This is a genomic window from Escherichia sp. MOD1-EC6098 (assembly GCF_002965865.1).
Taxonomy (GTDB): Bacteria; Pseudomonadota; Gammaproteobacteria; order Enterobacterales; family Enterobacteriaceae; genus Escherichia; species Escherichia marmotae.
Genome location: NZ_PTSN01000005.1, coordinates 15902 through 41128 on the forward strand (window position 1 = coordinate 15902; position 25227 = coordinate 41128).

The 25227-nt window shown below is 53.1% G+C and carries 23 protein-coding genes and 3 tRNA genes; 10 read left to right on the plus strand and 16 right to left on the minus strand.

The window, feature by feature from the left end; all coding sequences use genetic code 11:
- Nucleotides 1-21 precede the first annotated feature (21 nt).
- Complete coding sequence (gene sltY / locus C0K55_RS07435) at nt 22-1959, minus strand: murein transglycosylase (protein WP_000409422.1); 1938 nt, start codon at nt 1957-1959, stop codon at nt 22-24.
- 210 nt (nt 1960-2169) lie between these two features.
- Here sltY and ettA point away from each other — a divergent pair, with 210 nt between their 5' ends.
- Nucleotides 2170-3837, plus strand: coding sequence for an energy-dependent translational throttle protein EttA (gene ettA / locus C0K55_RS07445; protein ID WP_000046765.1), 1668 nt, complete (start codon nt 2170-2172; stop codon nt 3835-3837).
- Between the two features lie 120 nt (nt 3838-3957).
- Here ettA and nadR read toward each other — a convergent pair whose 3' ends face one another.
- From nadR to serB, 3 genes are read right to left on the minus strand one after another with little or no spacing between them, the layout of a single operon-like run.
- A complete protein-coding gene (gene nadR / locus C0K55_RS07450) occupies nt 3958-5190 on the minus strand; it encodes a multifunctional transcriptional regulator/nicotinamide-nucleotide adenylyltransferase/ribosylnicotinamide kinase NadR (protein WP_000093824.1) in 1233 nt (410 codons plus the stop codon).
- A gap of 20 nt (nt 5191-5210) precedes the next feature.
- Nucleotides 5211-6593, minus strand: a complete 1383-nt coding sequence (gene radA, locus C0K55_RS07455; RefSeq protein WP_001029699.1) for a DNA repair protein RadA — start codon at nt 6591-6593, stop codon at nt 5211-5213.
- 48 nt (nt 6594-6641) lie between these two features.
- On the minus strand, nt 6642-7610 hold the full coding sequence (gene serB, locus C0K55_RS07460; RefSeq protein ID WP_105266360.1) for a phosphoserine phosphatase: 969 nt from the start codon (nt 7608-7610) through the stop codon (nt 6642-6644).
- A 105-nt stretch (nt 7611-7715) separates the two neighbouring features.
- Between serB and C0K55_RS07465 the strand changes: the two genes are divergently transcribed.
- From C0K55_RS07465 to C0K55_RS07475, 3 genes are read left to right on the plus strand one after another with little or no spacing between them, the layout of a single operon-like run.
- Nucleotides 7716-8360, plus strand: coding sequence for a YtjB family periplasmic protein (locus C0K55_RS07465; RefSeq protein WP_000124620.1), 645 nt, complete (start codon nt 7716-7718; stop codon nt 8358-8360).
- Nucleotides 8361-8387: 27 nt separating this feature from the next.
- Complete coding sequence (gene lplA / locus C0K55_RS07470; RefSeq protein WP_105266359.1) at nt 8388-9404, plus strand: lipoate--protein ligase LplA; 1017 nt, start codon at nt 8388-8390, stop codon at nt 9402-9404.
- 31 nt (nt 9405-9435) lie between these two features.
- Nucleotides 9436-9699 (plus strand): helix-turn-helix domain-containing protein, encoded by a 264-nt coding sequence (locus tag C0K55_RS07475; protein ID WP_105266358.1) that lies wholly within the window; start codon nt 9436-9438, stop codon nt 9697-9699.
- A 160-nt stretch (nt 9700-9859) separates the two neighbouring features.
- Here C0K55_RS07475 and deoD read toward each other — a convergent pair whose 3' ends face one another.
- The 4 genes from deoD to deoC form a co-directional block, all read right to left on the minus strand.
- Nucleotides 9860-10579, minus strand: coding sequence for a purine-nucleoside phosphorylase (gene deoD / locus C0K55_RS07480; RefSeq protein ID WP_000224878.1), 720 nt, complete (start codon nt 10577-10579; stop codon nt 9860-9862).
- 56 nt (nt 10580-10635) lie between these two features.
- Nucleotides 10636-11859 (minus strand): phosphopentomutase, encoded by a 1224-nt coding sequence (gene deoB / locus C0K55_RS07485; protein WP_000816460.1) that lies wholly within the window; start codon nt 11857-11859, stop codon nt 10636-10638.
- A gap of 51 nt (nt 11860-11910) precedes the next feature.
- Nucleotides 11911-13233: a thymidine phosphorylase gene (deoA, locus tag C0K55_RS07490; RefSeq protein WP_000477830.1), complete on the minus strand. Its 1323-nt coding sequence runs from the start codon at nt 13231-13233 to the stop codon at nt 11911-11913.
- Nucleotides 13234-13458: 225 nt separating this feature from the next.
- Nucleotides 13459-14238 (minus strand): deoxyribose-phosphate aldolase, encoded by a 780-nt coding sequence (gene deoC / locus C0K55_RS07495; protein WP_001295412.1) that lies wholly within the window; start codon nt 14236-14238, stop codon nt 13459-13461.
- Between the two features lie 257 nt (nt 14239-14495).
- Between deoC and C0K55_RS07500 the strand changes: the two genes are divergently transcribed.
- Both C0K55_RS07500 and C0K55_RS07505 read left to right on the plus strand, forming a co-directional pair.
- Nucleotides 14496-16046, plus strand: a complete 1551-nt coding sequence (locus tag C0K55_RS07500; RefSeq protein WP_105266357.1) for a YjjI family glycine radical enzyme — start codon at nt 14496-14498, stop codon at nt 16044-16046.
- Nucleotides 16018-16881 carry a YjjW family glycine radical enzyme activase gene (locus C0K55_RS07505; RefSeq protein ID WP_001517705.1) on the plus strand — a complete coding sequence of 288 codons (864 nt, stop codon included), beginning with the start codon at nt 16018-16020 and terminating at the stop codon, nt 16879-16881. Before C0K55_RS07500 ends, C0K55_RS07505 begins: the two co-directional genes overlap by 29 nt.
- Before the next feature lie 100 nt (nt 16882-16981).
- Here the strand turns inward: C0K55_RS07505 and C0K55_RS07510 are convergent, their stop codons facing one another.
- The 8 genes from C0K55_RS07510 to holD all read right to left on the minus strand — a co-directional run bounded on the left by C0K55_RS07510 (nt 16982) and on the right by holD (nt 23450).
- Nucleotides 16982-17761 (minus strand): metal-dependent hydrolase, encoded by a 780-nt coding sequence (locus tag C0K55_RS07510; RefSeq protein WP_000563020.1) that lies wholly within the window; start codon nt 17759-17761, stop codon nt 16982-16984.
- Complete coding sequence (locus C0K55_RS07515) at nt 17758-18831, minus strand: patatin-like phospholipase family protein (RefSeq protein ID WP_000531526.1); 1074 nt, start codon at nt 18829-18831, stop codon at nt 17758-17760. The genes C0K55_RS07510 and C0K55_RS07515 overlap by 4 nt, the downstream gene beginning before the upstream one ends.
- Before the next feature lie 123 nt (nt 18832-18954).
- Complete coding sequence (locus C0K55_RS07520) at nt 18955-19116, minus strand: DUF1328 domain-containing protein (RefSeq protein WP_000490275.1); 162 nt, start codon at nt 19114-19116, stop codon at nt 18955-18957.
- Nucleotides 19117-19242: 126 nt separating this feature from the next.
- On the minus strand, nt 19243-19848 hold the full coding sequence (gene osmY, locus C0K55_RS07525) for a molecular chaperone OsmY (RefSeq protein ID WP_000178899.1): 606 nt from the start codon (nt 19846-19848) through the stop codon (nt 19243-19245).
- A 401-nt stretch (nt 19849-20249) separates the two neighbouring features.
- Nucleotides 20250-21839: a peptide chain release factor 3 gene (gene prfC / locus C0K55_RS07530; protein ID WP_000175960.1), complete on the minus strand. Its 1590-nt coding sequence runs from the start codon at nt 21837-21839 to the stop codon at nt 20250-20252.
- 90 nt (nt 21840-21929) lie between these two features.
- On the minus strand, nt 21930-22607 hold the full coding sequence (gene yjjG, locus C0K55_RS07535) for a pyrimidine 5'-nucleotidase (protein WP_000870712.1): 678 nt from the start codon (nt 22605-22607) through the stop codon (nt 21930-21932).
- Nucleotides 22608-22621: 14 nt separating this feature from the next.
- Nucleotides 22622-23068, minus strand: coding sequence for a ribosomal protein S18-alanine N-acetyltransferase (gene rimI, locus C0K55_RS07540; RefSeq protein ID WP_001092453.1), 447 nt, complete (start codon nt 23066-23068; stop codon nt 22622-22624).
- Nucleotides 23037-23450 carry a DNA polymerase III subunit psi gene (gene holD / locus C0K55_RS07545; protein WP_000204034.1) on the minus strand — a complete coding sequence of 138 codons (414 nt, stop codon included), beginning with the start codon at nt 23448-23450 and terminating at the stop codon, nt 23037-23039. Before holD ends, rimI begins: the two co-directional genes overlap by 32 nt.
- Before the next feature lie 102 nt (nt 23451-23552).
- Between holD and rsmC the strand changes: the two genes are divergently transcribed.
- The 4 genes from rsmC to C0K55_RS07565 all read left to right on the plus strand — a co-directional run bounded on the left by rsmC (nt 23553) and on the right by C0K55_RS07565 (nt 25216).
- Entirely contained in the window at nt 23553-24584 is a 1032-nt protein-coding gene (gene rsmC, locus C0K55_RS07550) for a 16S rRNA (guanine(1207)-N(2))-methyltransferase RsmC (RefSeq protein WP_105266356.1), read from the plus strand.
- A gap of 311 nt (nt 24585-24895) precedes the next feature.
- Nucleotides 24896-24982: transfer RNA gene (locus tag C0K55_RS07555), tRNA-Leu, on the plus strand.
- A gap of 28 nt (nt 24983-25010) precedes the next feature.
- A tRNA-Leu gene (locus C0K55_RS07560) sits at nt 25011-25097 on the plus strand.
- Nucleotides 25098-25129: 32 nt separating this feature from the next.
- Nucleotides 25130-25216 (plus strand) — tRNA-Leu (locus C0K55_RS07565).
- The last annotated feature ends 11 nt before the right edge of the window (nt 25217-25227 follow it).

A 25227-nucleotide genomic window follows, 5' to 3' on the forward strand; every position in this document is an offset into this window, starting at 1 on the left:
ATCATAAACGTGCAGATCAGTTCAGTAACGACGCCCCCATTCCGTGGCGCTCATCAACGTCGGTTTATCGCCCATGAAATAGCGATAGTACGCGTCATAAGCCAATACGTTCTTCACATAACCACGCGTCTCGGAGAATGGGATACTCTCGACAAATGCCACCGCATCGATACGCCCGGCGCTGTTACCAAGCCAGGTGCGCACCCGCCCCGGCCCGGCGTTGTATGCTGCGGATGAGAAAATACGGTTATTGCCGAACTGTTGATAAACATATTGCAGATAGCTGGTGCCAATGTTGATGTTCGTTTCCGGATCAAGCAATTGTGCCGGGCTGCTGTAACCAGGAATAGAGAACATCTTCACCGTATGAGTCGCCGTACCAGGCATAATCTGCATCAGCCCGCTGGCCCCTACCGGTGATTTCACTTTCGGATTCCAGGCGCTCTCCTGACGGGCAATCGCCATTGCATAGCTTTGCGGGATATCTTTGTCGTTAGTGTAACGTGCGAAGAGATCGTTATAGGCCAGTGGGAATCGTTCTTCCAGATGATCCCAAAGTTTCCCGGCAATCGTCGCCTGAACGCTGAGATCCCACCAGTGGTTGTTAAAAGCATAACGCGCCAGTTGCGCTTGCTCTGCTTTCGACTTGCTCTTCACCAGATTGGCCCACTCGCTACGGGCGGTATTATCGAGGTTCCAGTACATCAACTCGCGCACGCGCGCCATTTCCGCCCCCTGAGTCAGGGCGCTATCGACGTTCTGTGGCACTTTATCAATCTTCAGTTGATACTCTTCGCCTATGCGCTGCGCAGCAACCATTGGGTAGAAGCCACGCTGTTGCATGAGTTGATGCAAAATCTCTTTTGCTTCAGCTTCACGCCCACGTTCCAGCAGCAAATCCGCCTGCCAGTAGCGCCATTCATCTTTCTCTTTCGCTTCCATCGGCAAGCGCGCCAGCCATGTATTCAGCCCCGAACGGTCGCCGGTGCCAAGTGCCATCCTTATACGGCGTTCAATCAACGACGTGGATTGCGAACGCATAATTGCATCATCACGCCACTTCGCCTGTTCGTCGGTGACATCGTTGCCCATCAAACGCCAGGCAACGATATCACGTAGCTCCTGAATCTGATCTTCATTAAGCTGTTGTGCCTGGGCAAGTGAAGGGATCATCAGTCGTGCGTTTTCTACATCCTGCCGCGCCACACTGGCAAACGCCACCGCGGCCATCTGACGGGTAAAATCAGTCGCGCCGGTCGTTCGTGCAAAAGTCAGCACCGTATTGGGATTGTTTGCCAGTGAAATAATTGCCGTAGAAATAGTCTGGTAATCGGCGGGCATCTGCCCTGCCAGCACCGTCACCAGGCCGGTATTACCCGCCTTCATCGCCAGGCGGATACGCTCTAAATACGCCCGCGGATCTTGTTTGCCGGACGCGCGCCAGACGCTAAATAACTTGTCACAAGCGTTAGGCTGGCTCTTTCCTGTCAGCCACAGCTCTTTCGCCCCCTGCCAGGCTTCTTCGCTCTGCCCGGTATTCCATTTTGCATAGTAGTAATTACATTGCGCTTCGGTTGTGCCTGGCTTTTCCGGACTAAAAGCTAACAGGCCGCGCCAGTCTTCACGTCGCGCCAGTTCATTGACGAAACGAGATTGCAGCGTGCGAGCCGGAGGAAGCGTGGGGTTAGCGCGAACAAAGTTAGTGACCGTGACCGCCGGTTGATTCATCAGGTCATCGGTAATCTGGCGGTATTCCAGGTAGGGATAAAGAGGATAATCCTTCAGGGATGGCATCATCTGCTCAACCACATCCATTTGTCGATTATCCCAGGCCTGCTTGATTTGCGCGTAGCGGCTACGCTGCTCATCCAGTGAGTCGGCTCGCGCCACGCTGCTGACCGTCAGCAGACAGACACCGGCAGCCAACAGCCGCCAGGTAACGTGTTTGGCTTTTTCCACAAGCGCTTCCTCTAAGTGTAAATACATCAATGCAGCGTCATGCCGCGTAATAGATTTATGCTAACCAGTCATTGCCGTTTCCGCCACGTTATGGACACTTTTTTACTTTTACTGCGAGGGTGATCGACCGGCTGGGATTAGGCAGGGAAACAGGCTACACTTCGCCTTTGAAAACTCATCATCACGATAAACATAGAGGCGAAGTCCAACGTGGCTCAATTCGTTTATACCATGCATCGTGTCGGCAAAGTTGTTCCGCCGAAACGTCATATTTTGAAAAACATCTCTCTGAGTTTCTTCCCCGGAGCAAAAATCGGCGTTCTGGGTCTGAACGGCGCGGGTAAGTCTACCCTGCTACGCATTATGGCGGGCATTGATAAAGACATCGAAGGTGAAGCGCGTCCACAACCAGATATCAAGATTGGCTATCTGCCGCAGGAACCGCAGCTAAACCCGGAACACACTGTACGTGAGTCCGTTGAAGAAGCGGTTTCCGAAGTAGTTAATGCCCTGAAACGTCTGGACGAAGTGTATGCGCTGTACGCCGATCCAGATGCAGACTTTGACAAGCTGGCCGCAGAGCAAGGCCGTCTGGAAGAGATCATCCAGGCTCACGACGGTCACAACCTGAATGTTCAGTTGGAGCGTGCGGCGGATGCGCTGCGTCTGCCGGACTGGGACGCGAAAATTGCTAACCTCTCCGGTGGTGAGCGTCGTCGCGTAGCGTTGTGCCGCCTGCTGCTGGAAAAACCAGACATGCTGCTGCTCGACGAACCGACCAACCACCTGGATGCGGAATCCGTAGCGTGGCTGGAACGCTTCCTGCATGACTTCGAAGGGACCGTTGTGGCGATTACCCACGACCGTTACTTCCTCGATAACGTCGCGGGCTGGATCCTCGAACTTGACCGCGGTGAAGGTATTCCGTGGGAAGGTAACTACTCCTCCTGGCTGGAGCAAAAAGATCAGCGTCTGGCGCAGGAAGCTTCGCAAGAAGCGGCGCGTCGTAAGTCGATTGAAAAAGAGCTGGAGTGGGTACGTCAGGGCACGAAAGGCCGTCAGTCGAAAGGTAAAGCACGTCTGGCACGCTTTGAAGAGCTGAACAGCACCGAATACCAGAAACGTAACGAAACCAACGAACTGTTTATTCCACCTGGACCACGTCTGGGCGATAAAGTGTTGGAAGTCAGCAATCTGCGTAAATCCTACGGCGATCGCCTGCTGATTGATGATCTGACCTTCTCGATCCCGAAAGGGGCGATCGTCGGGATCATCGGGCCGAACGGCGCGGGTAAATCGACCCTGTTCCGCATGATCTCCGGTCAGGAACAGCCGGACAGCGGCACCATCACTTTAGGTGAAACGGTGAAACTGGCGTCGGTTGATCAATTCCGTGACTCAATGGATAACAGCAAAACCGTTTGGGAAGAAGTTTCCGGCGGGCTGGATATCATGAAGATCGGTAACACCGAGATGCCAAGCCGCGCCTACGTTGGCCGCTTTAACTTTAAAGGGGTTGATCAGGGTAAACGTGTTGGCGAACTCTCCGGCGGTGAGCGTGGTCGTCTGCATCTGGCGAAGCTGCTGCAGGTTGGCGGCAACATGTTGCTGCTCGACGAACCGACCAACGATCTGGATATCGAAACCCTGCGCGCGCTGGAAAACGCCCTGCTGGAGTTCCCTGGCTGCGCGATGGTTATCTCGCACGACCGTTGGTTCCTCGACCGTATTGCCACGCACATTCTGGATTACCAGGATGAAGGTAAGGTTGAGTTCTTCGAAGGTAACTTTACCGAGTACGAAGAGTACAAGAAACGCACGCTGGGCGCAGACGCGCTGGAGCCGAAGCGTATCAAGTACAAGCGTATTGCGAAGTAATGCGTAAAATGCCGGGTGCGGCGTGAACGCCTTATCCGGCCTACAAACACAGCGATTTCAATACGTTGTGAAACTCCAGGCCTGATAAGACGCGGTAAGCGTCTCATCAGGCATTGGGTCTTATCCCTGCTCCCCCATCATCTCCCGCACCAGCTCCACACAACGCAGGAAACGGCTGTCGTAATCGTCCTCTTCGACCCGCACGAATTCGATATTGTTCTCTTCGAGCATCTCCACCAGCAGGTTCTGGAACTCTTTGCGATCCACCGAACTGCCAAGGCTACGTAAACCATCCGCCACCCACGGGGTGTTATTCTCAAGCAGGATCACCAGATCAAAACGGTATTCATCAATCAGCGCCTGCACGAACGGATGCTCACGCCCTTCGTACTTTTTGCAGAACGCCTGAGTAGTGACAAAATCGGTGTCGATAAACGCCACTTTATTAGCGTATTTTACTGCAAAATCAATATATTGTGCGTGTCCCAGCGCGATTTTATCGTAGTCAGAATACTGTAACGCAATCTCGTCACCGCCAAGATGCGAAAAAACATAATCACGACCAAACTCCCACGCACTGGTGGTGTTGAAAATGTTAGCGAGTTTATTTACCAGAGTGGATTTACCGCTCGACTCGCCACCGAGGATCGCTACAGTACGCACAAAGAACGGCTTCACTTCGGTAGGAATATATTCCCAGTAGCGGAACGGGTTTTCGCGGATCTGCGCACCACTGATACTCATAAAGGTGCGTTTCGGATCGATCAGCACCGTTTCGATCCCCAGATGTTCCATATACTGCGGCGCGTCGGCTTCTTCCGAGGTGTAGATCAGATCCGGCTGAATGCCCTTTTCGGCCATAAACTTTTTGATGCCGTTGCTCCACACATCCCATCCGTGCGGATACGGTTCCATGCCCTCTTCATTGAAGGAATGAATGCGGATATTTTTCTGATATTTAAAAGTCTGCAATAACCAGCGCAGACGATCCGGCACCGTTGGTTGCTGCGACATGGCGCTATCTTCAAACAACGCGCGGTCACGGGTGTCGTCAAACCCCATAATGATATGCAGCTCATCAACCTGACTACAGGCACGCTGGATAAGATAGATATGTCCGGTATGTAGCGGATAAAATTTACCGAATACGACACCGATGGTTTTCTTCTGCCGGGGAAATTCCAGCCCGAGGAAACGGTGCAACGCCTCCAGCTTTTGCGCGCTGGGGCTTTTAATTTTGGCATTCAGTAACTGGCTTAAATACCCTTTGGTCATACCGCTGGCATCGGCCACCTGCTGTAGCGTGCAGCCCTGTTGCTTGATGGCAGTTTTCAGGTAATCAAATGACGACATATCTCCCTCCGTATCTCTCATTATAAGTCGTCGAACACGCTAAGCGCGTCGGAGAGTTTTTTAACGCCAAAAATCTGCATCCCTTCCGGCACTTTTTTCGGTACGTTGGCCGCCGGTACAATCGCCCGCCGAAAGCCGTGTTTCGCCGCTTCTGAAATTCGCTCCTGACCGCTGGGCACCGGGCGGATCTCTCCTGCCAGCCCAACTTCACCAAACACAACCAGATCCTGCGGCAGCGGTCTGTCACGCAGGCTGGAAACCATCGCCAGCAGTAACGCTAAGTCGGCGCTGGTTTCAGTCACCTTCACGCCGCCGACCACGTTTACAAACACATCCTGATCGGCCATTTGCAGACCACCGTGACGGTGCAGCACCGCCAGCAGGATTGCCAGACGGTTTTGTTCCAGCCCCACCGCCACGCGGCGTGGATTCGCCATCATCGAGTGATCGACCAGCGCCTGAATCTCCACCAGCAGCGGACGCGTTCCTTCCCACACAACCATCACTGAACTGCCGGACGTCACTTCATCGCCACGACTTAAGAAGATTGCTGAAGGGTTGCTGACTTCGCGTAGCCCCTGTTCAGTCATCGCGAATACGCCCAGCTCATTTACCGCGCCGAAGCGGTTTTTATGGCTGCGTAAGGTGCGAAAACGGGAATCAGCATCGCCGTCCAGCAGCACCGAACAGTCAATACAGTGTTCCAGCACTTTAGGGCCAGCCAGCGAACCATCTTTGGTTACGTGACCAACCATGACGATTGCCACCCCGCGCGTTTTGGCGAAGCGCGTCAGGTAAGCTGCCGTTTCACGCACCTGCGCCACGCTGCCAGGCGATGACTGTACATCCGCCATATGCATCACCTGGATGGAGTCAATTACCATCAGCTTCGGTTGCTCTTCTTCGGCAATCAGGCAGATCTGCTCGATGCTGGTTTCCGACAACATATTGAGATTGTCAGTCGGCAGGCCAAGGCGATGAGCGCGCATTGCCACCTGTTGCAGCGACTCTTCGCCGGTGACATACAGCGTTTTCATCTGCTGGGCCAGTTTGCACAGCGTTTGCAGCAACAGCGTGGATTTCCCGGCACCTGGGTTACCGCCAATCAGAATAGCGCTTCCCGGCACCACGCCGCCGCCTAATACGCGGTCAAACTCTTTAAATCCGGTTGAAAAACGCGGCAGCTCTTCAAGGCTGATATCGGAGAGTTTCTGGACTTTTGCCACCCCGGCGCTACCGGCATAGCCACTGAGACGCTCGTTACGCGCCACCGTTGGCGACGCAGCAAGACGCACCTCGGTGATGGTGTTCCAGGCATGACAGGCACTGCACTGCCCCTGCCAGCGCGGATAATCGGCCCCGCATTCATTACAAACAAAGGCGCGTTTTGGAGCTTTTGCCACGGTGTACCTCGTTAATGCTGTGCCGCCCGCAGGATGACGGGCGGGCAATTACTTCTGATTCAGGCTGCCAGAGAGGATGCAGAACACTCCCATCAGATCAGCGTGACGGATGGTGACTTCCGTCTTTTCATTCACTTTTGGTTTGGCATGGTAGGCAATCCCCAGCCCTGCCGCTTTGATCATCGGCAGGTCGTTGGCACCATCGCCAATCGCCACGGTCTGCGCCAGTGGGATTTCATACTCCTGCGCCAGACGGATCAGGGTTTTCGCTTTGTACTGTGCATCGACGATGTCACCGATCACATTGCCGGTAAATTTACCGTCCATGATCTCCAGTTCATTGGCTACCACAGCAGTGAGTCGCAGTTTGTCACGCAGATATTCGGCAAAGAAGGTAAAGCCACCGGAGGCAATTGCCACTTTCCAGCCCAGCGTTTCCAGCTTCAGCACCAGTTGCGTTAAGCCTGGCATCAACGGTAGATTTTCCCGTACCTGAAGCAAAATGTTCGCATCAGCGCCTTTCAGCGTCGCCACGCGGCTACGCAGGCTGGCGGTAAAATCGAGTTCTCCGCGCATCGCCCGTTCGGTCACTTCCGCCACCATCTCACCTGTCCCGGCCAGTTTGGCGATCTCATCAATACATTCAATCTGGATGGCTGTAGAGTCCATGTCCATTACCAGCAGCCCCGGCGTACGCAAATGTGGAATTTTCCCCAGTGGCGCGACATCCAGTTGTGCTTCATGGGCCAGGCGCGTAGCACGCGCGGTGAGCGAACCTGCCAGACGAATCACCTGATAATCTTCCACGCACCAGGCGGCAACAATCACCATCGCCGCGCCCAGTTTGCTCTGATACTGGGTCAGTCGTTGTTTATCCAGCCCACGACCATACAGCAGCCAGCCGCTACGACCTGCGTGGTAATCCAGTGGCATCACTTCATCACCACTTAATGAAAGAGGCAGACCTGGCCATAAAGAGACATCTTCAGGCAGGTCGCACCAGGTAATGTTAGGCATTAAGGCTCCTGTAAAATCGTTCGAAGCAGGGAAAATAACGCATGAGGCTACCTTGTATCCATTGCTTCTGGCAACATTAAGTCTCAAATTTTCAACGGGTGGAATATGGCTCGCACAAAACTAAAATTCCGGCTGCATCGGGCAGTGATTGTCCTGTTCTGTCTCGCTTTGTTGGTCGCGTTGATGCAAGGTGCTTCCTGGTTCAGTCAAAACCACCAGCGCCAGCGTAATCCGCAGCTTGAAGAGCTGGCCCGCACCCTGGCACGTCAGGTGACGCTGAACGTTGCGCCGCTGATGCGTACCGACTCGCCGGATGAAAAGCGCATTCAGTCAATACTCAACCAGTTAACAGATGAAAGCCGCATCCTTGACGCAGGCGTATATGACGAACAAGGCGATCTTATTGCCCGCGCAGGCGAAAGCGTAGAAGTACGCGACCGTCTGGCACTCGACGGTAAAAAAGCAGGTGGCTATTTTAACCAGCAAATTGTCGAACCCATTGCGGGGAAAAATGGTCCGCTCGGCTATCTGCGCCTGACGCTCGACACCCACACACTCGCCACCGAAGCCAAACAGGTGGATAACACCACCAACATTTTACGCCTGATGCTGCTGCTCTCGCTGGCAATCGGCGTGGTGCTGACCCGCACGCTATTACAGGGTAAACGCACCCGCTGGCAACAATCGCCCTTCCTGCTAACCGCCAGCAAACCGGTGCCGGAAGAGGAAGAAGGCGAGAAAAAAGAGTGACCCATTACAACAAGAAAGGAAATCGTTATGAATACATTACGCCTGCTTATCTCTGACTCTTACGACCCGTGGTTTAACCTGGCGGTGGAAGAGTGTATTTTTCGCCAGATGCCCGCCACGCAGCGCGTTCTGTTTCTCTGGCGTAACGCCGACACGGTAGTGATTGGCCGCGCACAAAACCCGTGGAAAGAGTGTAATACCCGGCGGATGGAAGAAGATAATGTCCGCCTGGCGCGGCGCAGTAGTGGCGGCGGCGCGGTGTTCCACGATCTCGGTAATACCTGCTTTACCTTTATGGCTGGCAAGCCGGAGTACGATAAAACCATCTCTACGTCAATTGTACTCAATGCACTGAACGCGCTCGGCGTCAGCGCCGAAGCCTCCGGACGTAACGATCTGGTGGTGAAAACAACCGAGGGAGACCGTAAAGTCTCTGGCTCGGCCTATCGCGAAACCAAAGATCGCGGCTTCCACCACGGCACTTTGCTGCTCAATGCCGACCTGAGTCGCCTGGCAAACTACCTCAACCCGGATAAAAAGAAACTGGCGGCGAAAGGCATCACATCGGTACGTTCCCGCGTGACCAATCTGACCGAATTGCTACCGGGAATTACCCATGAGCATGTTTGCGAGGCCATAACCGAGGCCTTTTTCGCCCATTATGGCGAGCGCGTAGCAGCGGAAATCATCTCCCCGGACAAAACGCCAGACTTGCCAAACTTCATCGAAACCTTTGCCCGCCAGAGTAGCTGGGAGTGGAACTTCGGTCAGGCTCCGGCGTTTTCGCATCTGCTGGATGAACGCTTCACCTGGGGCGGCGTGGAACTGCACTTCGACGTCGAAAAAGGCCATATCACCCGTGCCCAGGTGTTTACCGACAGCCTCACCCCTGCGCCGCTGGAAGCCCTCGCCGGACGTCTGCAAGGCTGTCTGTACCGCGCGGACATGCTGCAACAGGAGTGCGAAGCACTGTTGATCGACTTTCCTGAGCAGGAAAAAGAGCTACGGGAGTTGTCGGCGTGGATAGCGGGAGCGGTACGGTAGCTCGTTGATTAAAATACCCAAGGAAGGGAATATGATCGATCTGGAAAACCAGGAACGGGAGATTATCAACTTAATGTTCAGCCAGCGTATTTCCTGGCTAGCCGCCGTGCGTATCAGGCATAAATTATCGCTTGCTGAAGTAAGTAAAATGTTAGGTATCTCGATTAATACTCTAAAACGAATCGAAAAGACGGAACGGCTTAGCTCAAACATCAAAAGCAAAATGGCAAGAATTTATGGTTGTCCACCAGAGTTGCTGATATGCCCTTCCTGGATGACGGCTGAACATAAATGAATAGATTCGTGAATAGATACTTGAATGGATTTTATTTTCTATCCATATGAAAAATAATAGTAAATCTATAAATCAGTTGCTATTGATGAATAAATACTAAAAAGCCGGAGCAGTCTCCCACTCCGGCTTCACACGACAATCGCCTTTCAGCGAAACACAATTACTCTTTATCGCCCAGCAGAACAGATTCCAGTGCGATTTTGATCATGTCGTTGAAGGTGGTCTGACGCTCTTCGGCAGTGGTCTGCTCGTGAGTGCGGATGTGGTCAGACACGGTGCAGATAGCCAGTGCTTTCGCACCAAATTCTGCAGCCACACCGTAGATACCTGCCGCTTCCATTTCCACGCCGAGGATGCCGTATTTTTCCATCACGTCGAACATTTCGCCGTCCGGAGAGTAGAACAGGTCAGCGGAGAACAGGTTACCAACACGTGCATCAACGCCCAGTGCTTTAGCTGCGTCTACTGCGTTACGCACCATGTCGAAATCAGCGATAGCTGCAAAATCATGGTCTTTAAAACGGATGCGGTTAACTTTGGAATCGGTGCAGGCACCCATACCGATAACTACATCACGCAGTTTTACGTGCGGCAGAACTGCACCACAGGAACCTACGCGGATAATTTTCTTCACGCCGAAATCGGTGATCAGTTCTTTGGTGTAGATGGAGCAGGACGGGATACCCATACCGTGTCCCATTACGGAAATTTTGCGGCCTTTGTAAGTACCGGTGAAGCCCAGCATACCGCGAACGTTGTTCACTTCACGGGCATCTTCAAGGAAAGTTTCAGCAATATACTTCGCACGCAGCGGGTCGCCTGGCATCAAAACTACGTCAGCAAAATCGCCCATTTCTGCATTAATGTGTGGAGTAGCCATCGTTTTATCCTTTTTGTGACATATTAAAGGCGGAGTCACTGCTCCGCCCAAATCCATCAGAACATGGCTTTGCCATATTCCATATCAGAAGTACCAAAATATTTTGCCAGAGTCTGACCGATATCTGCGAAGGTTTCGCGGTGCCCCAGCGAACCCGGTTTCACTTTCGGGCCGTAAACCAGTACCGGAATGTGTTCACGCGTGTGGTCAGTACCAGTCCAGGTCGGGTCACAACCGTGGTCGGCGGTGAGGATCAGGATGTCGTCGTCGCGCAGCAGAGACATCAGTTCCGGCAGACGGCGGTCGAACAGTTCCAGACCCGCGGCATAGCCTGCGACGTCGCGACGGTGGCCCCAGGAAGAGTCAAAGTCAACAAAGTTGGTGAAGACGATGGTGTTATCACCCGCTTCCTTCATCTCTTTGATGGTGGCGTCAAACAGCGCGTCCAGGCCGGTCGCTTTCACTTTTTTGGTGATACCGCAGTTGGCATAGATGTCTGCAATTTTACCGACCGAAACCACCTGGCCGTGTTTTTCATCAACCAGTTTTTGCAGCACGGTCGGTGCTGGCGGTTCAACTGCCAGGTCGTGGCGGTTGCCAGTACGCTGGAAGTTACCGGCTTTGTCACCGATAAACGGACGGGCAATAACGCGACCGATGTTGTAGCCGCCGTTGGTCAGCTCTTCACGGGCGATTTCGCACAGTTCGTAGAGTTTATCCAGACCAAACGTTTCTTCGTGGCAGGCAATCTGGAACACTGAGTCAGCGGAGGTATAGAAAATCGGCTTGCCGGTTTTCATGTGCTCTTCGCCCAGTTGATCCAGAATGACCGTACCAGAAGAGTGGCAGTTACCGAGGTAACCCGGCAGGTTAGCGCGTTCAACCAGTTTATCCAGCAGTTCTTGCGGGAAGCTGTTTTCGTGATCGGAGAAGTATCCCCACTCAAACAGAACCGGTACACCGGCGATTTCCCAGTGCCCCGACGGGGTATCTTTACCGGATGACATTTCGTGCGCCCATGCATACGCGCCAATAACTTCAGCGTTGCCGTCCATTCCTGCCGGAATGAAACCGGTAGAACCTTCGTGTGCTTTCGCCAGCCCCAGACGGGTCAGATTTGGCAGATTGAGCGGACCTTTACGACCGTGGTCAGCTTCGCCTTTGGCACAAGCTTCTGCGATATGACCCAGGGTGTCAGCCCCGACGTCACCAAAGCGTTCTGCATCTTCTGTAGCGCCGATGCCGAATGAGTCCAGCACCATAATAAATGCACGTTTCATATGTTCTCCGTACTCAGTGCTTCAAATTTAAATGATCAGATCAGTATACCGTTATTCACTGATACGACGATAGACAGTTGGAGTGCTTTCCGGGGCTTTATCGGCAAGTTTAATTGCCGCTTTCACCGCTTTCGCCGCTTCCTGCCAGGTGGTTTCGTCTTTCGCGTGGATCACCGCCAGTGGGCGCTGACCGTCAACCTGGTCGCCCAGACGCGCCATATCAGTAAAGCCGACGCTGTAATCAATGGTGTCAGATGCCTGACGGCGACCACCGCCCATCGCAACCACTGCCATCCCCAGCGCACGGGTATCCATTTCACTGACAAAACCTTCGGTATCAGCATAGACTGCTTTCGTCAGCATCGCTGTCGGCAGATACTTCGCGTAGTTCTCAACGAAGTCGGTCGGGCCTTTTTGTGCCGCTACCATACGTCCGAAGACTTCTGCCGCTTTACCGTTGTCCAGCACAGCCTGCAATTTCGCGCGCGCTTCGGCATCATCTTTCGCCAGTTTGCCGGAGGTAAGCATCTCCACGCACAGCGCCATTGTGACGTCAAACAGTCGCGGGTTACGGTATTCACCTGTCAGGAACTGTACCGCTTCACGCACTTCGACCGCGTTACCAGCGCTGGATGCCAGCACCTGGTTCATGTCGGTCAGCAGCGCGGTGGTGCGTACGCCTGCGCCATTTGCCACGCCAACAATCGCTTCGGCAAGGGCTTCAGAGAGTTCATAGGTCGGCATAAACGCGCCGCTACCCACTTTCACGTCCATCACCAGTGCGTCCAGACCTTCCGCCAGTTTCTTCGCCAGGATCGAGGCAGTGATCAGCGGGATTGAGTCAACAGTAGCGGTAATGTCGCGGGTCGCGTAGAAACGTTTATCCGCCGGAGCCAGTGAGCTGGTCTGGCCGATAATTGCTACGCCAACATCTTTAATGATTTCGCGGAAACGGTTGTCATCCGGGAAGATATCGAAGCCAGGGATTGACTCCAGTTTGTCGAGCGTGCCGCCAGTATGACCGAGGCCACGACCGGAGATCATCGGAATGTAGCCGCCGCAGGCAGCGACCATTGGCCCAAGCATCAGCGAAGTGACATCACCGACGCCACCGGTGGAGTGTTTATCAACAATCGGGCCATTCAGATGCAGGCTTTTCCAGTCGAGAACGGTTCCTGAATCTCGCATCGCCATGGTCAGCGAGACACGCTCCGGCATTGTCATATCGTGGAAGAAAATGGTCATCGCGAGGGCGGCAATCTGCCCTTCGGAGATAGTGTTGTCGCGAATGCCGTTGATAAAGAAACGAATTTCTTCATCGCTCAGCGCATGACCATCACGTTTTTTACGAATAATTTCTTGTGCGAGAAACAAGGTAACCTCCCGTGGAATAAGTTTGAAGGCGTTGTTGCCAGATGGCGGATGTTGTTATTGCCTGATGCTGGCAGCTTCTTATCAAGCCTGCATGGCACTCGCCCCGTAGGCCGGATAAGGCGTTCACGCCGCATCCGGCATCACTGCTGACAGCCTGATGCGACGCTGGCGCGTCTTATCAGGCCTACAGGGGCATCCGGCATCCACCCTCTGGCACAAGGCAGCTTAGTAGCTGCTGGCGCTCTTACCGTCGCCGTGACCCAGCGCTTTCAGCAGGCTTGCCAGCAGGCTGGAAGCGCCAAAGCGATAGTGACGCGCATCTGCCCAGTCAGCACCGAACAGTTCATCGGCAATCGCGAGATATTTCTGCGCATCTTCCGCAGTACGCACGCCGCCCGCCGGTTTGAAACCAACGGTTTTCTCTACGCCCATATCACGGATCACTTCCATCATGATGCGCGCGCTTTCCGGCGTCGCGTTCACTGCCACTTTACCGGTAGAGGTTTTGATGAAGTCAGCACCCGCTTTAATGGAGATTTCAGACGCTTTGCGGATCAGCGCTTCGTCTTTCAGTTCACCGGTTTCGATGATCACTTTCAGCAGCACATTCGCCGCTGCGCAAGCCTCTTTACAGGCTTTCACCAGGTCAAAACCAACCTGCTCGTTACCCGCCATCAGCGCGCGGTACGGGAACACCACGTCAACTTCATCGGCACCGTAAGCAATTGCCGCACGGGTTTCTGCCAGTGCGATTTCGATGTCGTCGTTACCGTGTGGGAAGTTGGTTACCGTAGCAATACGGATTTCCGGGGTACCCTGCTCTTTCAGCGTTTTGCGAGCAATTGGGATAAAGCGAGGATAGATACAGATAGCGGCGGTATTGCCGACCGGAGTTTTGGCCTGATGACACAGGGCGATCACTTTCTCGTCGGTGTCGTCGTCATTCAGGGTAGTCAGGTCCATCAATTTCAGTGCACGCAGGCTGCTTGCTTTCAGATCAGTCATTTCATTCTCCTGGCTTGTCGCCAATAAAATTCACCTTGCGAGTTTGTTAGTATTCTAACATCGACTTCGCAACGCACTTCGATATACATCACAATTAAGAAAATCTACTTACAAATTTGCATTACGGTAATGCGATCTGGTTCAAATAATTCACTTTCAAATGAATGCGTCAGTGGCGGCAAACGCATCAGGATCAAAGTGAACATCACGAAACGTCTTACAATGGCGCATCACCTTCGGCATAAAAGGAAAAGAAGATGCCCACTTCTCATGAAATTGCACTGCAACAACGTTGCCAGCAAATTGTCACCAGCCCGGTACTTAGCCCGGAGCAGAAGCGCCATTTTCTGGCGCTGGAAGCAGAAAACAATCTGCCTTACCCGGAGCTGCCTGCCGAAGCCCGCCGTGCGCTAGATGAAGGTATAATCTGCGATATGTTTGAAGGTCATGCGCCGTACAAACCGCGCTATGTCTTACCCGATTACGCCCGTTTTCTGGCCAACGGTTCTGAATGGCTGGAGCTGGAAGGCGCCAAAGATCTTGATGATGCGCTCTCCCTGCTGACCATTCTTTATCACCATGTCCCGTCAGTCACATCGATGCCGGTCTACCTTGGGCAATTGGATGCGTTGTTGCAACCATATGTGAAAATTCTAACACAGGACGAGATTGATATTCGAATAAAACGTTTCTGGCGTTATCTCGACAGAACCCTGCCAGACGCCTTTATGCACGCCAATATCGGCCCGTTCGATTCCCCCATCACTCGTGCAATACTGCGCGCAGATGCCGATTTGAAGCAGGTTTCACCGAATCTGACCTTTATCTACGATCCCGAAATCACTCCTGATGACCTGCTGCTGGAAGTGGCGAAGAACATCTGTGAATGTAGCAAACCGCACATCGCCAACGGTCCGGTACATGATAAAATTTTCACAAAAGGGGGCTACGGGATTGTGAGCTGCTACAACTCACTGCCGCTGGCCGGTGGTGGCAGCACGCTGGCGCGCCTTAACCTGAAGGCCATTGCTGAACGTAGTGAGTCGCTGGATGACTTTTTTACGCGCACTCTACCGCACTACTGCCAGCAGCAGATCGCCATCATCGATGCACGGTGTGAATTCCTCTATCAACAATCACACTTCTTTGAGAATAGCTTCCTGGTGAAAGAAGGGTTGATTGATCCTGAACGTTTTGTGCCGATGTTTGGCATGTACGGGCTGGCAGAAGCGGTTAACTTGCTGTGCGAGAAAGAAGGGATTGCCGCGCGCTACGGTAAAGAAGCCGCCGCAAATGAAGTGGGTTATCGCATCAGCGCGCAACTGGCGGAGTTTGTCGCCAATACTCCCGTAAAATATGGCTGGCAAAAACGCGCCATGTTACACGCACAGTCGGGGATCAGTTCTGATGTTGGCACCACACCGGGGGCGCGCTTGCCGTATGGCGATGAGCCAGATCCGATCACCCATCTGCAAACCGTCGCTCCACATCATGCATATTACTACTCCGGGATCAGCGACATTCTGACGCTCGACGAAACCATCAAGCGTAATCCGCAGGCACTGGTGCAGCTTTGCCTCGGTGCCTTTAAAGCCGGAATGCGCGAATTTACTGCCAACGTCAGCGGTAACGATTTGGTTCGTGTTACCGGTTATATGGTGCGTTTGTCAGATTTAGAAAAATATCGCGCCGAAGGCTCACGTACCAACACCACATGGCTGGGCGAAGAAGCTGCACGTAACACTCGTATTCTGGAACGCCAACCGCGCGTGATAAGCCATGAACAGCAGATGCGCTTTAGTCAGTAAGATCATCCCCTTCTCCTGCGTTGACGGGCCAGGCAGTCGTCTGGCTCTGTTTTTACAGGGCTGTAATCTGCGCTGCAAAAATTGCCACAATCCGTGGACGATGGGGCGCTGTAATGATTGCGGGGAGTGCGTGCCGCAGTGTCCACATCAGGCGTTGCAGATTGTCGACAGCAAAGTGGTGTGGAGCGTTGCGGTCTGTGAGCAGTGCGATACCTGCCTGAAGATGTGCCCACAACACGCCACGCCGATGGCACAATCGATGAGTGTGGACGAAGTGCTTAGTCATATCCGCAAAGTGGTGCTGTTTATCGAAGGGATAACGGTGAGCGGCGGCGAAGCCACGACCCAGCTCCCGTTTATGGTGGCACTGTTTACTGCCATCAAAAGCGATCCACAACTGCACCACCTTACCTGTCTGGTGGACAGCAACGGCATGTTGAGCGAAACCGGCTGGGAAAAATTACTCCCGGTGTGCGACGGCGCGATGCTCGATCTTAAAGCGTGGGATAGCGCCTGCCATCAACAGTTAACCGGACGCGATAATCAACAGATTAAGCACAGCATCTGTTTGCTTGCAGAGCGCGGTAAGCTGGCGGAACTGCGTTTGCTGGTAATCCCCAATCAGGTGGATTATTTGCAGCATATTGATGAATTGGCAGCGTTTATCAGGCAACTTGGTGACGTTCCTGTACGGCTGAACGCGTTTCATGCGCACGGTGTGTATGGAGAAGCGCAAAACTGGCCGAGCGCCACGCCGGAAGATGTTGAGCAGTTGGCTGGCGCGTTAAAGGAGCGTGAGGTGAGTCGATTGATATTTCCGGCGCTGTATTTGTGACATGCCGGTGGCACAGGCCAGTAGGCATGACAAGACGCGTCAGCGTCGCATCCGGCATTGTGCGCCAACTGCCAGATACGGCGTGAACGCCTTACCCGTCCTACGGCACGTTAAACATCGCATATGTGTTATTACGCAACGCTTCAGCAATCTCATCTTCTGCTTCCGGACGTAACTCGCACAGCACGGCAAACACCCGGGCGGCCTGTTCCGGGCGGTTGGGCTGCCCCTGAAAACCGTTGAGCGGCATATCCGGCGCGTCGGTTTCCAGTAACAACGACGCCAGTGGCAGTTTCGCTATTACATCGCGAGTTTTACTGGCGCGTGGATAAGTAATGGTGCCGCCTACACCGATTTTGTAGTTCAATTGTACAAACCGTTCGGCCTGTTGCAGGCTGCCGGAAAAACCGTGGACTACGCCAGTGCGTGGCAAATCGTGGCGTTTAAGGTGCATCGCCAGTTTGTCATGAGTACGGCGCGAATGGAGGATCACCGGCAGATCATAGCGTTTCGCCAGTTTCAGTTGTTCGTCGAGCAACCACTGTTGGTGATCGAATTGTGGATCATCGCCAAAGAGATCCAGACCGATCTCCCCCACTGCCACCACCTTTGCGGGACGTCTTTCCAGCGCCTGCTGTAACTGTTCCAGCGACTCATCGGTGTGTTGATCCAACATCCCTGGGTGTAGCCCTAACGCGGCGTACAGCGGTTGATAATTTTCCGCCAGCGCCAACACGCGGGCAAAGTTTGCCGCCTCGGTTGCCGGAACAATGATCTTGCCTACGCCCGCTTGTGCCGCGCGTTGCAGGCTGGACTCTTCATCGCCACGAAACGGCGGAAAATCAAAATGACAGTGGGTATCGATAAAACGGCAAATCAAGCCAGATCCTCATTATTAAATGTCGGGTCATTCGCCTGCGGAGCGTCACTCACCCCGGCAACCAGCGTATCGTTGGCGACTGGCGCAGGCGGAATGACGATCGATTCAGGCGTCGCCGCGGGCACCAGATGGCGGGTAAGCGGCGCTTTTTCGGTTAGCATTTTACCGACGGTTGCCAGAAAATAACGACCGCATAAACGCCCGAGTTTATAGTCATCGCGCAGCGCCGGAAGCCGACTTCCCAGGGCGATACTATGCAGCGGCTTCGGCGGATAAATTTCGAATATCCGCAGCTTGCCCGGTGGTTTTTCAATAAATTGCTGGATGTCACGATAACTGGTTTCATGGTGCTGCACCAAATTCACCAGCGGTTGCAGGCTACTGTCGCCCAGCCAGCGTTCCATGCGTTTAAACCACTGCGGTGTGTAATACATTTGCGACGGCACAGTGCGGATCACCACCAGCGTTTTCGCTCCTTGTCTTGCCGCTTCCTTAACCGGGATCGCATCGCTGACGCCACCATCAAAATAGTTAATTCCATCAAGTGAAACTCCGGTGCGATAAAAACCAGGAATCGCACTTGAGGCGCGAATCAAATCCAGCCAGTTTTGTTTGGTCGGCAAAAAGTAGTTCGGCGTGTAATCGTCCTGACGACAGGCACACATATAAAACGATTTGCCGCTCTCAAACAGCCGCGCGGCGGTATCCATCTGCAACGGCATCTGGCTGGCCGTCGCCTCTATCAGCCAGTCCAGATCGATAAGATTTCCGCCACGCACAAAACGCACTGGATCGAAAAATTCGCGTTTTGTGGTATAGCGCATGATGACTTTGCGGGCGTAACCAGGCTGGTTACAAATATACGCCGAAAGGTTCTGCGCCCCGGCAGACGTGCCAAAATAAAGATCGAAAGGATTAAACTGCGCGCGCATAAACTCATCCAGCACGCCAGCCGTGAAGATTCCGCGTTGCCCACCGCCTTCGCACACCAGCGCAATACGCCCGGGCTGGAACGGCCTTAGCGACAACGGCGCAATATTACCAAGCGTTACAGGTATTCGCTGCCCCACCTCTGCCTTCCTGTTTTTTTAATGTGAAAGACTGACAAAGTAACGCAATTTATTATTCGCTAAAACCGTAAAAGCCAGTCCGCTGGACTGGCTTTGTATAAAATTTTCTTAATGGTCTGAAATCTAGGGTCGTTTTCGGCCCATGAACAAACTCACCAGGAACAGAATAATCCCGACGACAAAGACAATTTTTGCTGCACCTGCAGCAGTACCGGCCAGACCACCAAACCCAAGTGCGGCGGCGATTAACGCGATAACCAGAAATATGATGCCCCAACGAAACATAAGCGTCTCCTTTACCATAGTTAATGTCACCGCTTGATATGAGCGTGCAAATCACTCAATGCGATATTTTTAGTGTGGTGCACATCGCGCCTCCCGACAAAGTTCGGGAGGACGAATTACGACGAATTACTTAGTTTTCAGATCATTTTTAACGCTTTTCACACCATCTACCGCTTTAGCGATACTTTCAGCACGGTCGCTTTGTGCCTGGGAATCAACAGTACCGGAGAGCTGAACCACGCCGTCGGTGGTTTCAACTTTCACATGACGGGAAGGGACGATATCGTCTGCCAGCAGTTTGGCTTTGATTTCACTGGTGGTGGCGGTATCACCTGCGTAACCCTTCACAGAGCCTTCTTTAGCGTCGCGAACGTGCAGTTTGTCGCTGACAGAGGTCACACCCTCAACTCCTTTAGCCACTTTCACGGCCTCTTCAGCCTGTGCCTGGCTTTCAACAAATCCGCTCAGAGTCACGACTTTTTGATCGGTTTTAACAGAGATATCGGTGCTTTTGATGTTGTCATGATCCACCAGAGCCGCCTTCACTTTCGCAGTGATGGCGCTGTCATCCATGAAATTACCGACTTTATTCATAGAGCTATCGACTTTTTGCCCTGCGGTTTCGTTGGTGGTCTGCGCGTTGTTTTCCGCAAAAGCAGAGCCTGTCGCCACGGCAGAGGTCAACATTACGGCCAGCAGCGTTTTCGAAATCTTCAGTTTTGTCATAGTCATCGATGTATTCCTGTATGTTTGCTCATAATTTGAGCCTGGCAACACGAGGTTGCATTGCTGAAAGGGAGAGACTTCACCCTGTACAGAAGTCAATGGTCGCCATCACAAAAGCGATGAGTGATGAATAACGACCATCACAGCCTCTGGATCAGTTATTAATATCAATCGAATGACATTTAACGGTTTTAAATACTGATATCCACGAATTGAACGGTATTTAAAGCCGTCACAAATGTCATCACTTTGTTAAATATAGATCACAATTTTGAAACCGCTCGCCGCATCGGCTAAAAAACGCGCAAACATGAGCAAAAGCGAATGTTTTAAGAACATTCCGCAAGCGGCTAATAAGGAAGGGAAAGTGACAGGGCGCAGCGGTTGCCGCGCCCTTGAGGCAAGAATTAATGTTCGCGAGTCTGGTGGAACTGAACATCCGGGTAACGCTCTTGCGCTAAGCGCAAGTTCACCATGCTGGTAGCGATGTAAGCGAGGTTGTCGCCGCCATCAAGCGCCAGTTGGCTTTCGTTCTTACGCTTGAACTCTTCGAATTTCTTCGCGTCCGCACATTCTACCCAACGGGCGGTGGCAACGTTGACCGACTCGTACACGGCTTCAACGTTGTATTCGCTCTTCAGGCGCGATACCACCACATCAAACTGCAGCACACCAACCGCACCTACGATCAGGTCGTTGTTGGAGAGCGGACGGAACACCTGTACCGCGCCCTCTTCGGAAAGCTGTACCAGCCCTTTGAGCAGTTGTTTTTGCTTCAGCGGATCTTTCAGGCGGATACGGCGGAACAGTTCTGGTGCGAAGTTCGGAATACCGGTGAACTTCATCATCTCGCCCTGGGTAAAGGTGTCGCCAATCTGAATAGTGCCGTGGTTGTGCAGACCAAGGATATCGCCCGGATAAGCTTCTTCAACGTGCGAACGGTCGCCCGCCATAAAGGTCAATGCGTCGGAAATCACCACGTCTTTCGCGGTACGCACCTGGCGCAGTTTCATGCCTTTTTCATATTTACCGGACACGACTCGCATAAACGCCACGCGGTCGCGGTGTTTCGGGTCCATGTTGGCCTGAATTTTAAATACGAAGCCGGTAAATTTGTCTTCGCTCGCCTCTACAGTGCGAGTATCTGTCTGACGCGACATCGGCGCAGGCGCCCACTCCACCAGCCCGTCCAGCATATGATCCACGCCGAAGTTACCCAGCGCAGTACCAAAAAATACCGGGGTGATTTCACCTGCAAGGAACAGCTCTTTGTCGAACTCGTTAGATGCGCCTTTCACCAGTTCCAGTTCATCACGCAGTTGTTGCGCCAGATCTTCACCAACAGCAGCATCGAGATCCGGGTTGTTCAACCCTTTAACAATGCGCACTTCCTGAATGGTGTGACCTTTACCGCTCTGATAGAGATACGTTTCATCTTTATAAAGATGGTAAACGCCTTTAAACAGCTTGCCGCAGCCAATCGGCCAGGTGATCGGCGCACAACCGATTTTCAGCTCGTTTTCAACTTCATCGAGCAATTCCATCGGGTCGCGGATATCACGGTCAAGTTTGTTCATAAAGGTGAGGATCGGCGTATCGCGCAGACGGGTAACTTCCATCAGCTTGCGGGTACGATCTTCTACACCTTTTGCGGCGTCGATCACCATCAGGCAGCAGTCCACTGCAGTCAGTGTACGATAGGTATCTTCCGAGAAGTCTTCGTGCCCCGGGGTGTCGAGCAGGTTAACCAGGCAATCCTTATAAGGGAACTGCATCACAGAAGTGGTAATAGAGATACCACGCTGCTTTTCCATCTCCATCCAGTCCGACTTCGCGTGCTGGTTAGAGCCACGGCCTTTTACTGTACCGGCGGTCTGAATGGCCTGTCCGAACAGCAACACCTTCTCGGTAATAGTGGTCTTACCTGCGTCCGGGTGAGAAATAATGGCAAAAGTGCGGCGCTTCGCCACCTCTTGCAAATAAGGAGACAACGTCATAATTCTTTCTTCTTGAGTAAGCGGCATCGCGCCGCGCTTGTTGAAAACGAAAAATTGCGGCTATTTTACCCATCAACGGGGGGGAGGCAATCAGTGTTTACACAGGAGTTGCTCCAGTTCATGCAACGATGAAACGGTCCAGGTGGGTGCGATACCTTCTGGTTGCTCACGGTTGTGCGCATTCAGCCAGCAGGTCGCAAGCCCGGCATTGATACCACCGAGAATATCGGACTCAGCAGTATCACCGACCATCAGCACTCGTGAACGGTCAGGATTGCCCGCCTGTTCCAGGGCATAATCGAAAATTTTCTTATTCGGCTTGGCGACACCAACTTCTTCGGAAATCACCAGCAAATCGAAATAATCACGCAGGCCCGTGCGTTCCAGACGCACCTGCTGCAAGGCGCTAAAGCCGTTGGTGATGATGCCGATTTTGGCGTTGCCGCGAATGGCGTTAAGCAGGGAAACCGCGCCCGGCAGCGGCGTGCAGATTTCCGCCATCGCATTTATAAAGGCCTCGTTGAGTTTACCTGGCTCGACGTTCAGTCGTTCGGCCCAGCTTTCAAAACGCCCGTGCTGAAGCTGTAATGAAGTGATCGCGCCGTTTTGATAATCCACCCACAGTGGCTTGTTAACGGCCTGATAGTCCTGAAAATCTTCAGCGGTAAAGGTGACGCTGTAGTCAAGAAACATCCGCTGCAGGCCGGTGAACGAGTCAAAAGTAAACAGCGTTTCATCGGCATCAAAGAAAATCCAGTCCCACTTCATTATTCCACCTTGTCTTACATACTGATTGGCAACGCCATGATGATGGCGTCTTCGCGACCGTCCGTGGTGGGGTAGTAATTGCGGCGAATCGTCGCCTCGTTAAAACCTAAACTTTCATACAGGGCAATGGCGGCAGCGTTTGAGGCGCGGACCTCCAGCCATAGCGTTGCCACGCCGCGTTTTTCCAGTTCGTCGATCAGATGCTCCAGTAGCGCCCTTCCCAATCCCTGACGCTGATAGTCGGGATCGACAGCAATATTGAACAATGTAGCTTCATCCAGCACCACTTGCGTAATCGCAAACGCCGCCATTTTGCCGTTTTGCGTTAACTGAAAGTTGAGATAGCGTTCGCCCTGGTTGCTGGCAAAGGTTTTTTCGCTCCACGGAAAGGCGTGGGCGCGTTGTTCAATGTTAAAAGCCGCTGGTAAATCAGTCGTTTCGAGGGAAGAAATCGTGTTCATATGTGCAAATTTGTTGCCATAACGCGGCGCGTGCCGTTGGGTTTGCCCGTAATTCAGTGAGCGTCGGGGATGCTATCTGGGCACCTTCCAGTGACAGCGGTTCATCAGTGCCCAGCCGCCAACTGTTGCAGCGACTACCTTGCGGTAGCATCGCGATCCTTTCGGGCGTCAATTGCAGTACCTGCTCGGGGCTAACGGTTAATGCGCGCAAAACGTCACTCACCAGCGGATCGGTCAGGGCGGGAATATCGTTTGCCACCATCACCAGACGAACGTGTGCCGGGATCGCAATGGCTACCTCTCCCTGCAACGCGCCAGGGCGACGCAGCGACCACTGGGTAATGCCCAGTTGCTGTAACTGCCAGTCTCGTCGGGATGTCATAGCGAATCGCTCCTGTTGTCAGGGGCGCAAATATAGCAAATTCGTCGATACCGCGCCAACATATGGCTATAATCGCCGCCAGTATCAATTGAGGAGCATTCCATGTCTGCATTTACCCCGGCAAGTGAAGTCTTGCTGCGCCACAGTGATGATTTCGAACAAAGCCGTATTCTGTTTGCCGGTGACTTACAGGATGACCTGCCCGCGCGTTTAGATACCGCGGCCAGTCGTGCTCATACCCAGCAATTCCACCATTGGCAGGTGTTAAGTCGCCAGATGGGTGATAACGCCCGTTTTAGCCTGATCGCTACGGCGGACGACGTCGCAGATTGCGATACGCTGATCTACTACTGGCCGAAGAACAAACCAGAAGCGCAATTCCAACTGATGAACCTACTGTCACTGCTGCCGGTAGGGACAGATATTTTCATCGTGGGCGAAAACCGCAGCGGTGTGCGCAGCGCCGAGCAGATGTTGGCGGACTACGCACCACTGAATAAGGTAGACAGCGCCCGCCGCTGCGGCCTCTATTTTGGTCGTCTGGAAAAGCAGCCGGAGTTTGATGCTGATAAATTCTGGGGCGAATACAACGTTGATGGCCTGACGGTCAAAACGTTGCCGGGCGTGTTTAGTCGTGACGGCCTGGATGTCGGTAGCCAGTTGCTGCTTTCGACATTTACTCCGCACACGAAAGGCAAAGTGCTGGATGTCGGCTGCGGTGCAGGCGTGCTTTCGGTTGCTTTTGCGCACCATTCACCGAAAATTCGCCTCACCTTGTGCGATGTCTCCGCACCGGCAGTAGAAGCCAGTCGCGCGACACTTTCCGCTAACGGTGTTGAAGGTGAAGTCTTTGCCAGCAACGTCTTTTCCGAGGTGAAAGGTCGTTTTGACATGATTATCTCCAACCCACCGTTCCACGATGGAATGCAAACCAGCCTTGATGCTGCGCAAACGTTGATTCGCGGCGCGGTACGTCATCTTAATAGCGGCGGCGAGTTGCGGATTGTAGCGAATGCGTTCCTGCCTTATCCGGATCTGCTGGATGAAACATTTGGCTTCCATGAAGTCATCGCACAAACCGGGCGTTTCAAGGTGTATCGCGCCATTATGACCCGCCAGGCGAAGAAAGGTTAAGTCTCTGGCACCTGTCGCCGCATGCCGTGTCGGATGCGGCGTAAACGCCTTATCCAACCAACAAAACCTGTACGTTAGCCCTCCGTAGGCCAGATAAGACGCGTCAGCGTCGCATCTGGCATATACAGCCACAAGCCATGTCGGATGCGACGTGAACGCCTGATCTGACCGACAAACGAATTATCCACAATTCACTGATGGCCATTTTTCCAGCAATCACACATCAGGCGACAATTAACTATTGACGAAAAACTGAAAACCACTAGAATGCGCCTCCGTGGTAGCAATTCTTTTTTAAGAATTGATGGTATGCGAAGGTGGCGGAATTGGTAGACGCGCTAGCTTCAGGTGTTAGTGTCCTTACGGACGTGGGGGTTCAAGTCCCCCCCCTCGCACCAAAAACCACGTTGATATTGCTCGCACTGGGCGAAGGTGGCGGAATTGGTAGACGCGCTAGCTTCAGGTGTTAGTGTTCTTACGGACGTGGGGGTTCAAGTCCCCCCCCTCGCACCAACGAGGCGATATCAAAAAAGTAAGATGACTGTGCGAAGGTGGCGGAATTGGTAGACGCGCTAGCTTCAGGTGTTAGTGTCCTTACGGACGTGGGGGTTCAAGTCCCCCCCATCGCACCAATTATCTTTAC

Bases quoted from the DNA above. Each gene is read 5' to 3' on its own strand.
- nadR (WP_000093824.1), bottom strand. From the start codon at position 5,190: ATGTCGTCATTTGATTACCTGAAAACTGCCATCAAGCAACAGGGCTGC.
- serB (WP_105266360.1), bottom strand. From the start codon at position 7,610: ATGCCTAACATTACCTGGTGCGACCTGCCTGAAGATGTCTCTTTATGG.
- C0K55_RS07465 (WP_000124620.1), top strand. From the start codon at position 7,716: ATGGCTCGCACAAAACTAAAATTCCGGCTGCATCGGGCAGTGATTGTC.
- lplA (WP_105266359.1), top strand. From the start codon at position 8,388: ATGAATACATTACGCCTGCTTATCTCTGACTCTTACGACCCGTGGTTT.
- C0K55_RS07475 (WP_105266358.1), top strand. From the start codon at position 9,436: ATGATCGATCTGGAAAACCAGGAACGGGAGATTATCAACTTAATGTTC.
- deoD (WP_000224878.1), bottom strand. From the start codon at position 10,579: ATGGCTACTCCACACATTAATGCAGAAATGGGCGATTTTGCTGACGTA.
- deoB (WP_000816460.1), bottom strand. From the start codon at position 11,859: ATGAAACGTGCATTTATTATGGTGCTGGACTCATTCGGCATCGGCGCT.
- deoC (WP_001295412.1), bottom strand. From the start codon at position 14,238: ATGACTGATCTGAAAGCAAGCAGCCTGCGTGCACTGAAATTGATGGAC.
- C0K55_RS07500 (WP_105266357.1), top strand. From the start codon at position 14,496: ATGCCCACTTCTCATGAAATTGCACTGCAACAACGTTGCCAGCAAATT.
- C0K55_RS07505 (WP_001517705.1), top strand. From the start codon at position 16,018: ATGAACAGCAGATGCGCTTTAGTCAGTAAGATCATCCCCTTCTCCTGC.
- C0K55_RS07520 (WP_000490275.1), bottom strand. From the start codon at position 19,116: ATGTTTCGTTGGGGCATCATATTTCTGGTTATCGCGTTAATCGCCGCC.
- osmY (WP_000178899.1), bottom strand. From the start codon at position 19,848: ATGACTATGACAAAACTGAAGATTTCGAAAACGCTGCTGGCCGTAATG.
- prfC (WP_000175960.1), bottom strand. From the start codon at position 21,839: ATGACGTTGTCTCCTTATTTGCAAGAGGTGGCGAAGCGCCGCACTTTT.
- yjjG (WP_000870712.1), bottom strand. From the start codon at position 22,607: ATGAAGTGGGACTGGATTTTCTTTGATGCCGATGAAACGCTGTTTACT.
- rimI (WP_001092453.1), bottom strand. From the start codon at position 23,068: ATGAACACGATTTCTTCCCTCGAAACGACTGATTTACCAGCGGCTTTT.
- holD (WP_000204034.1), bottom strand. From the start codon at position 23,450: ATGACATCCCGACGAGACTGGCAGTTACAGCAACTGGGCATTACCCAG.
- rsmC (WP_105266356.1), top strand. From the start codon at position 23,553: ATGTCTGCATTTACCCCGGCAAGTGAAGTCTTGCTGCGCCACAGTGAT.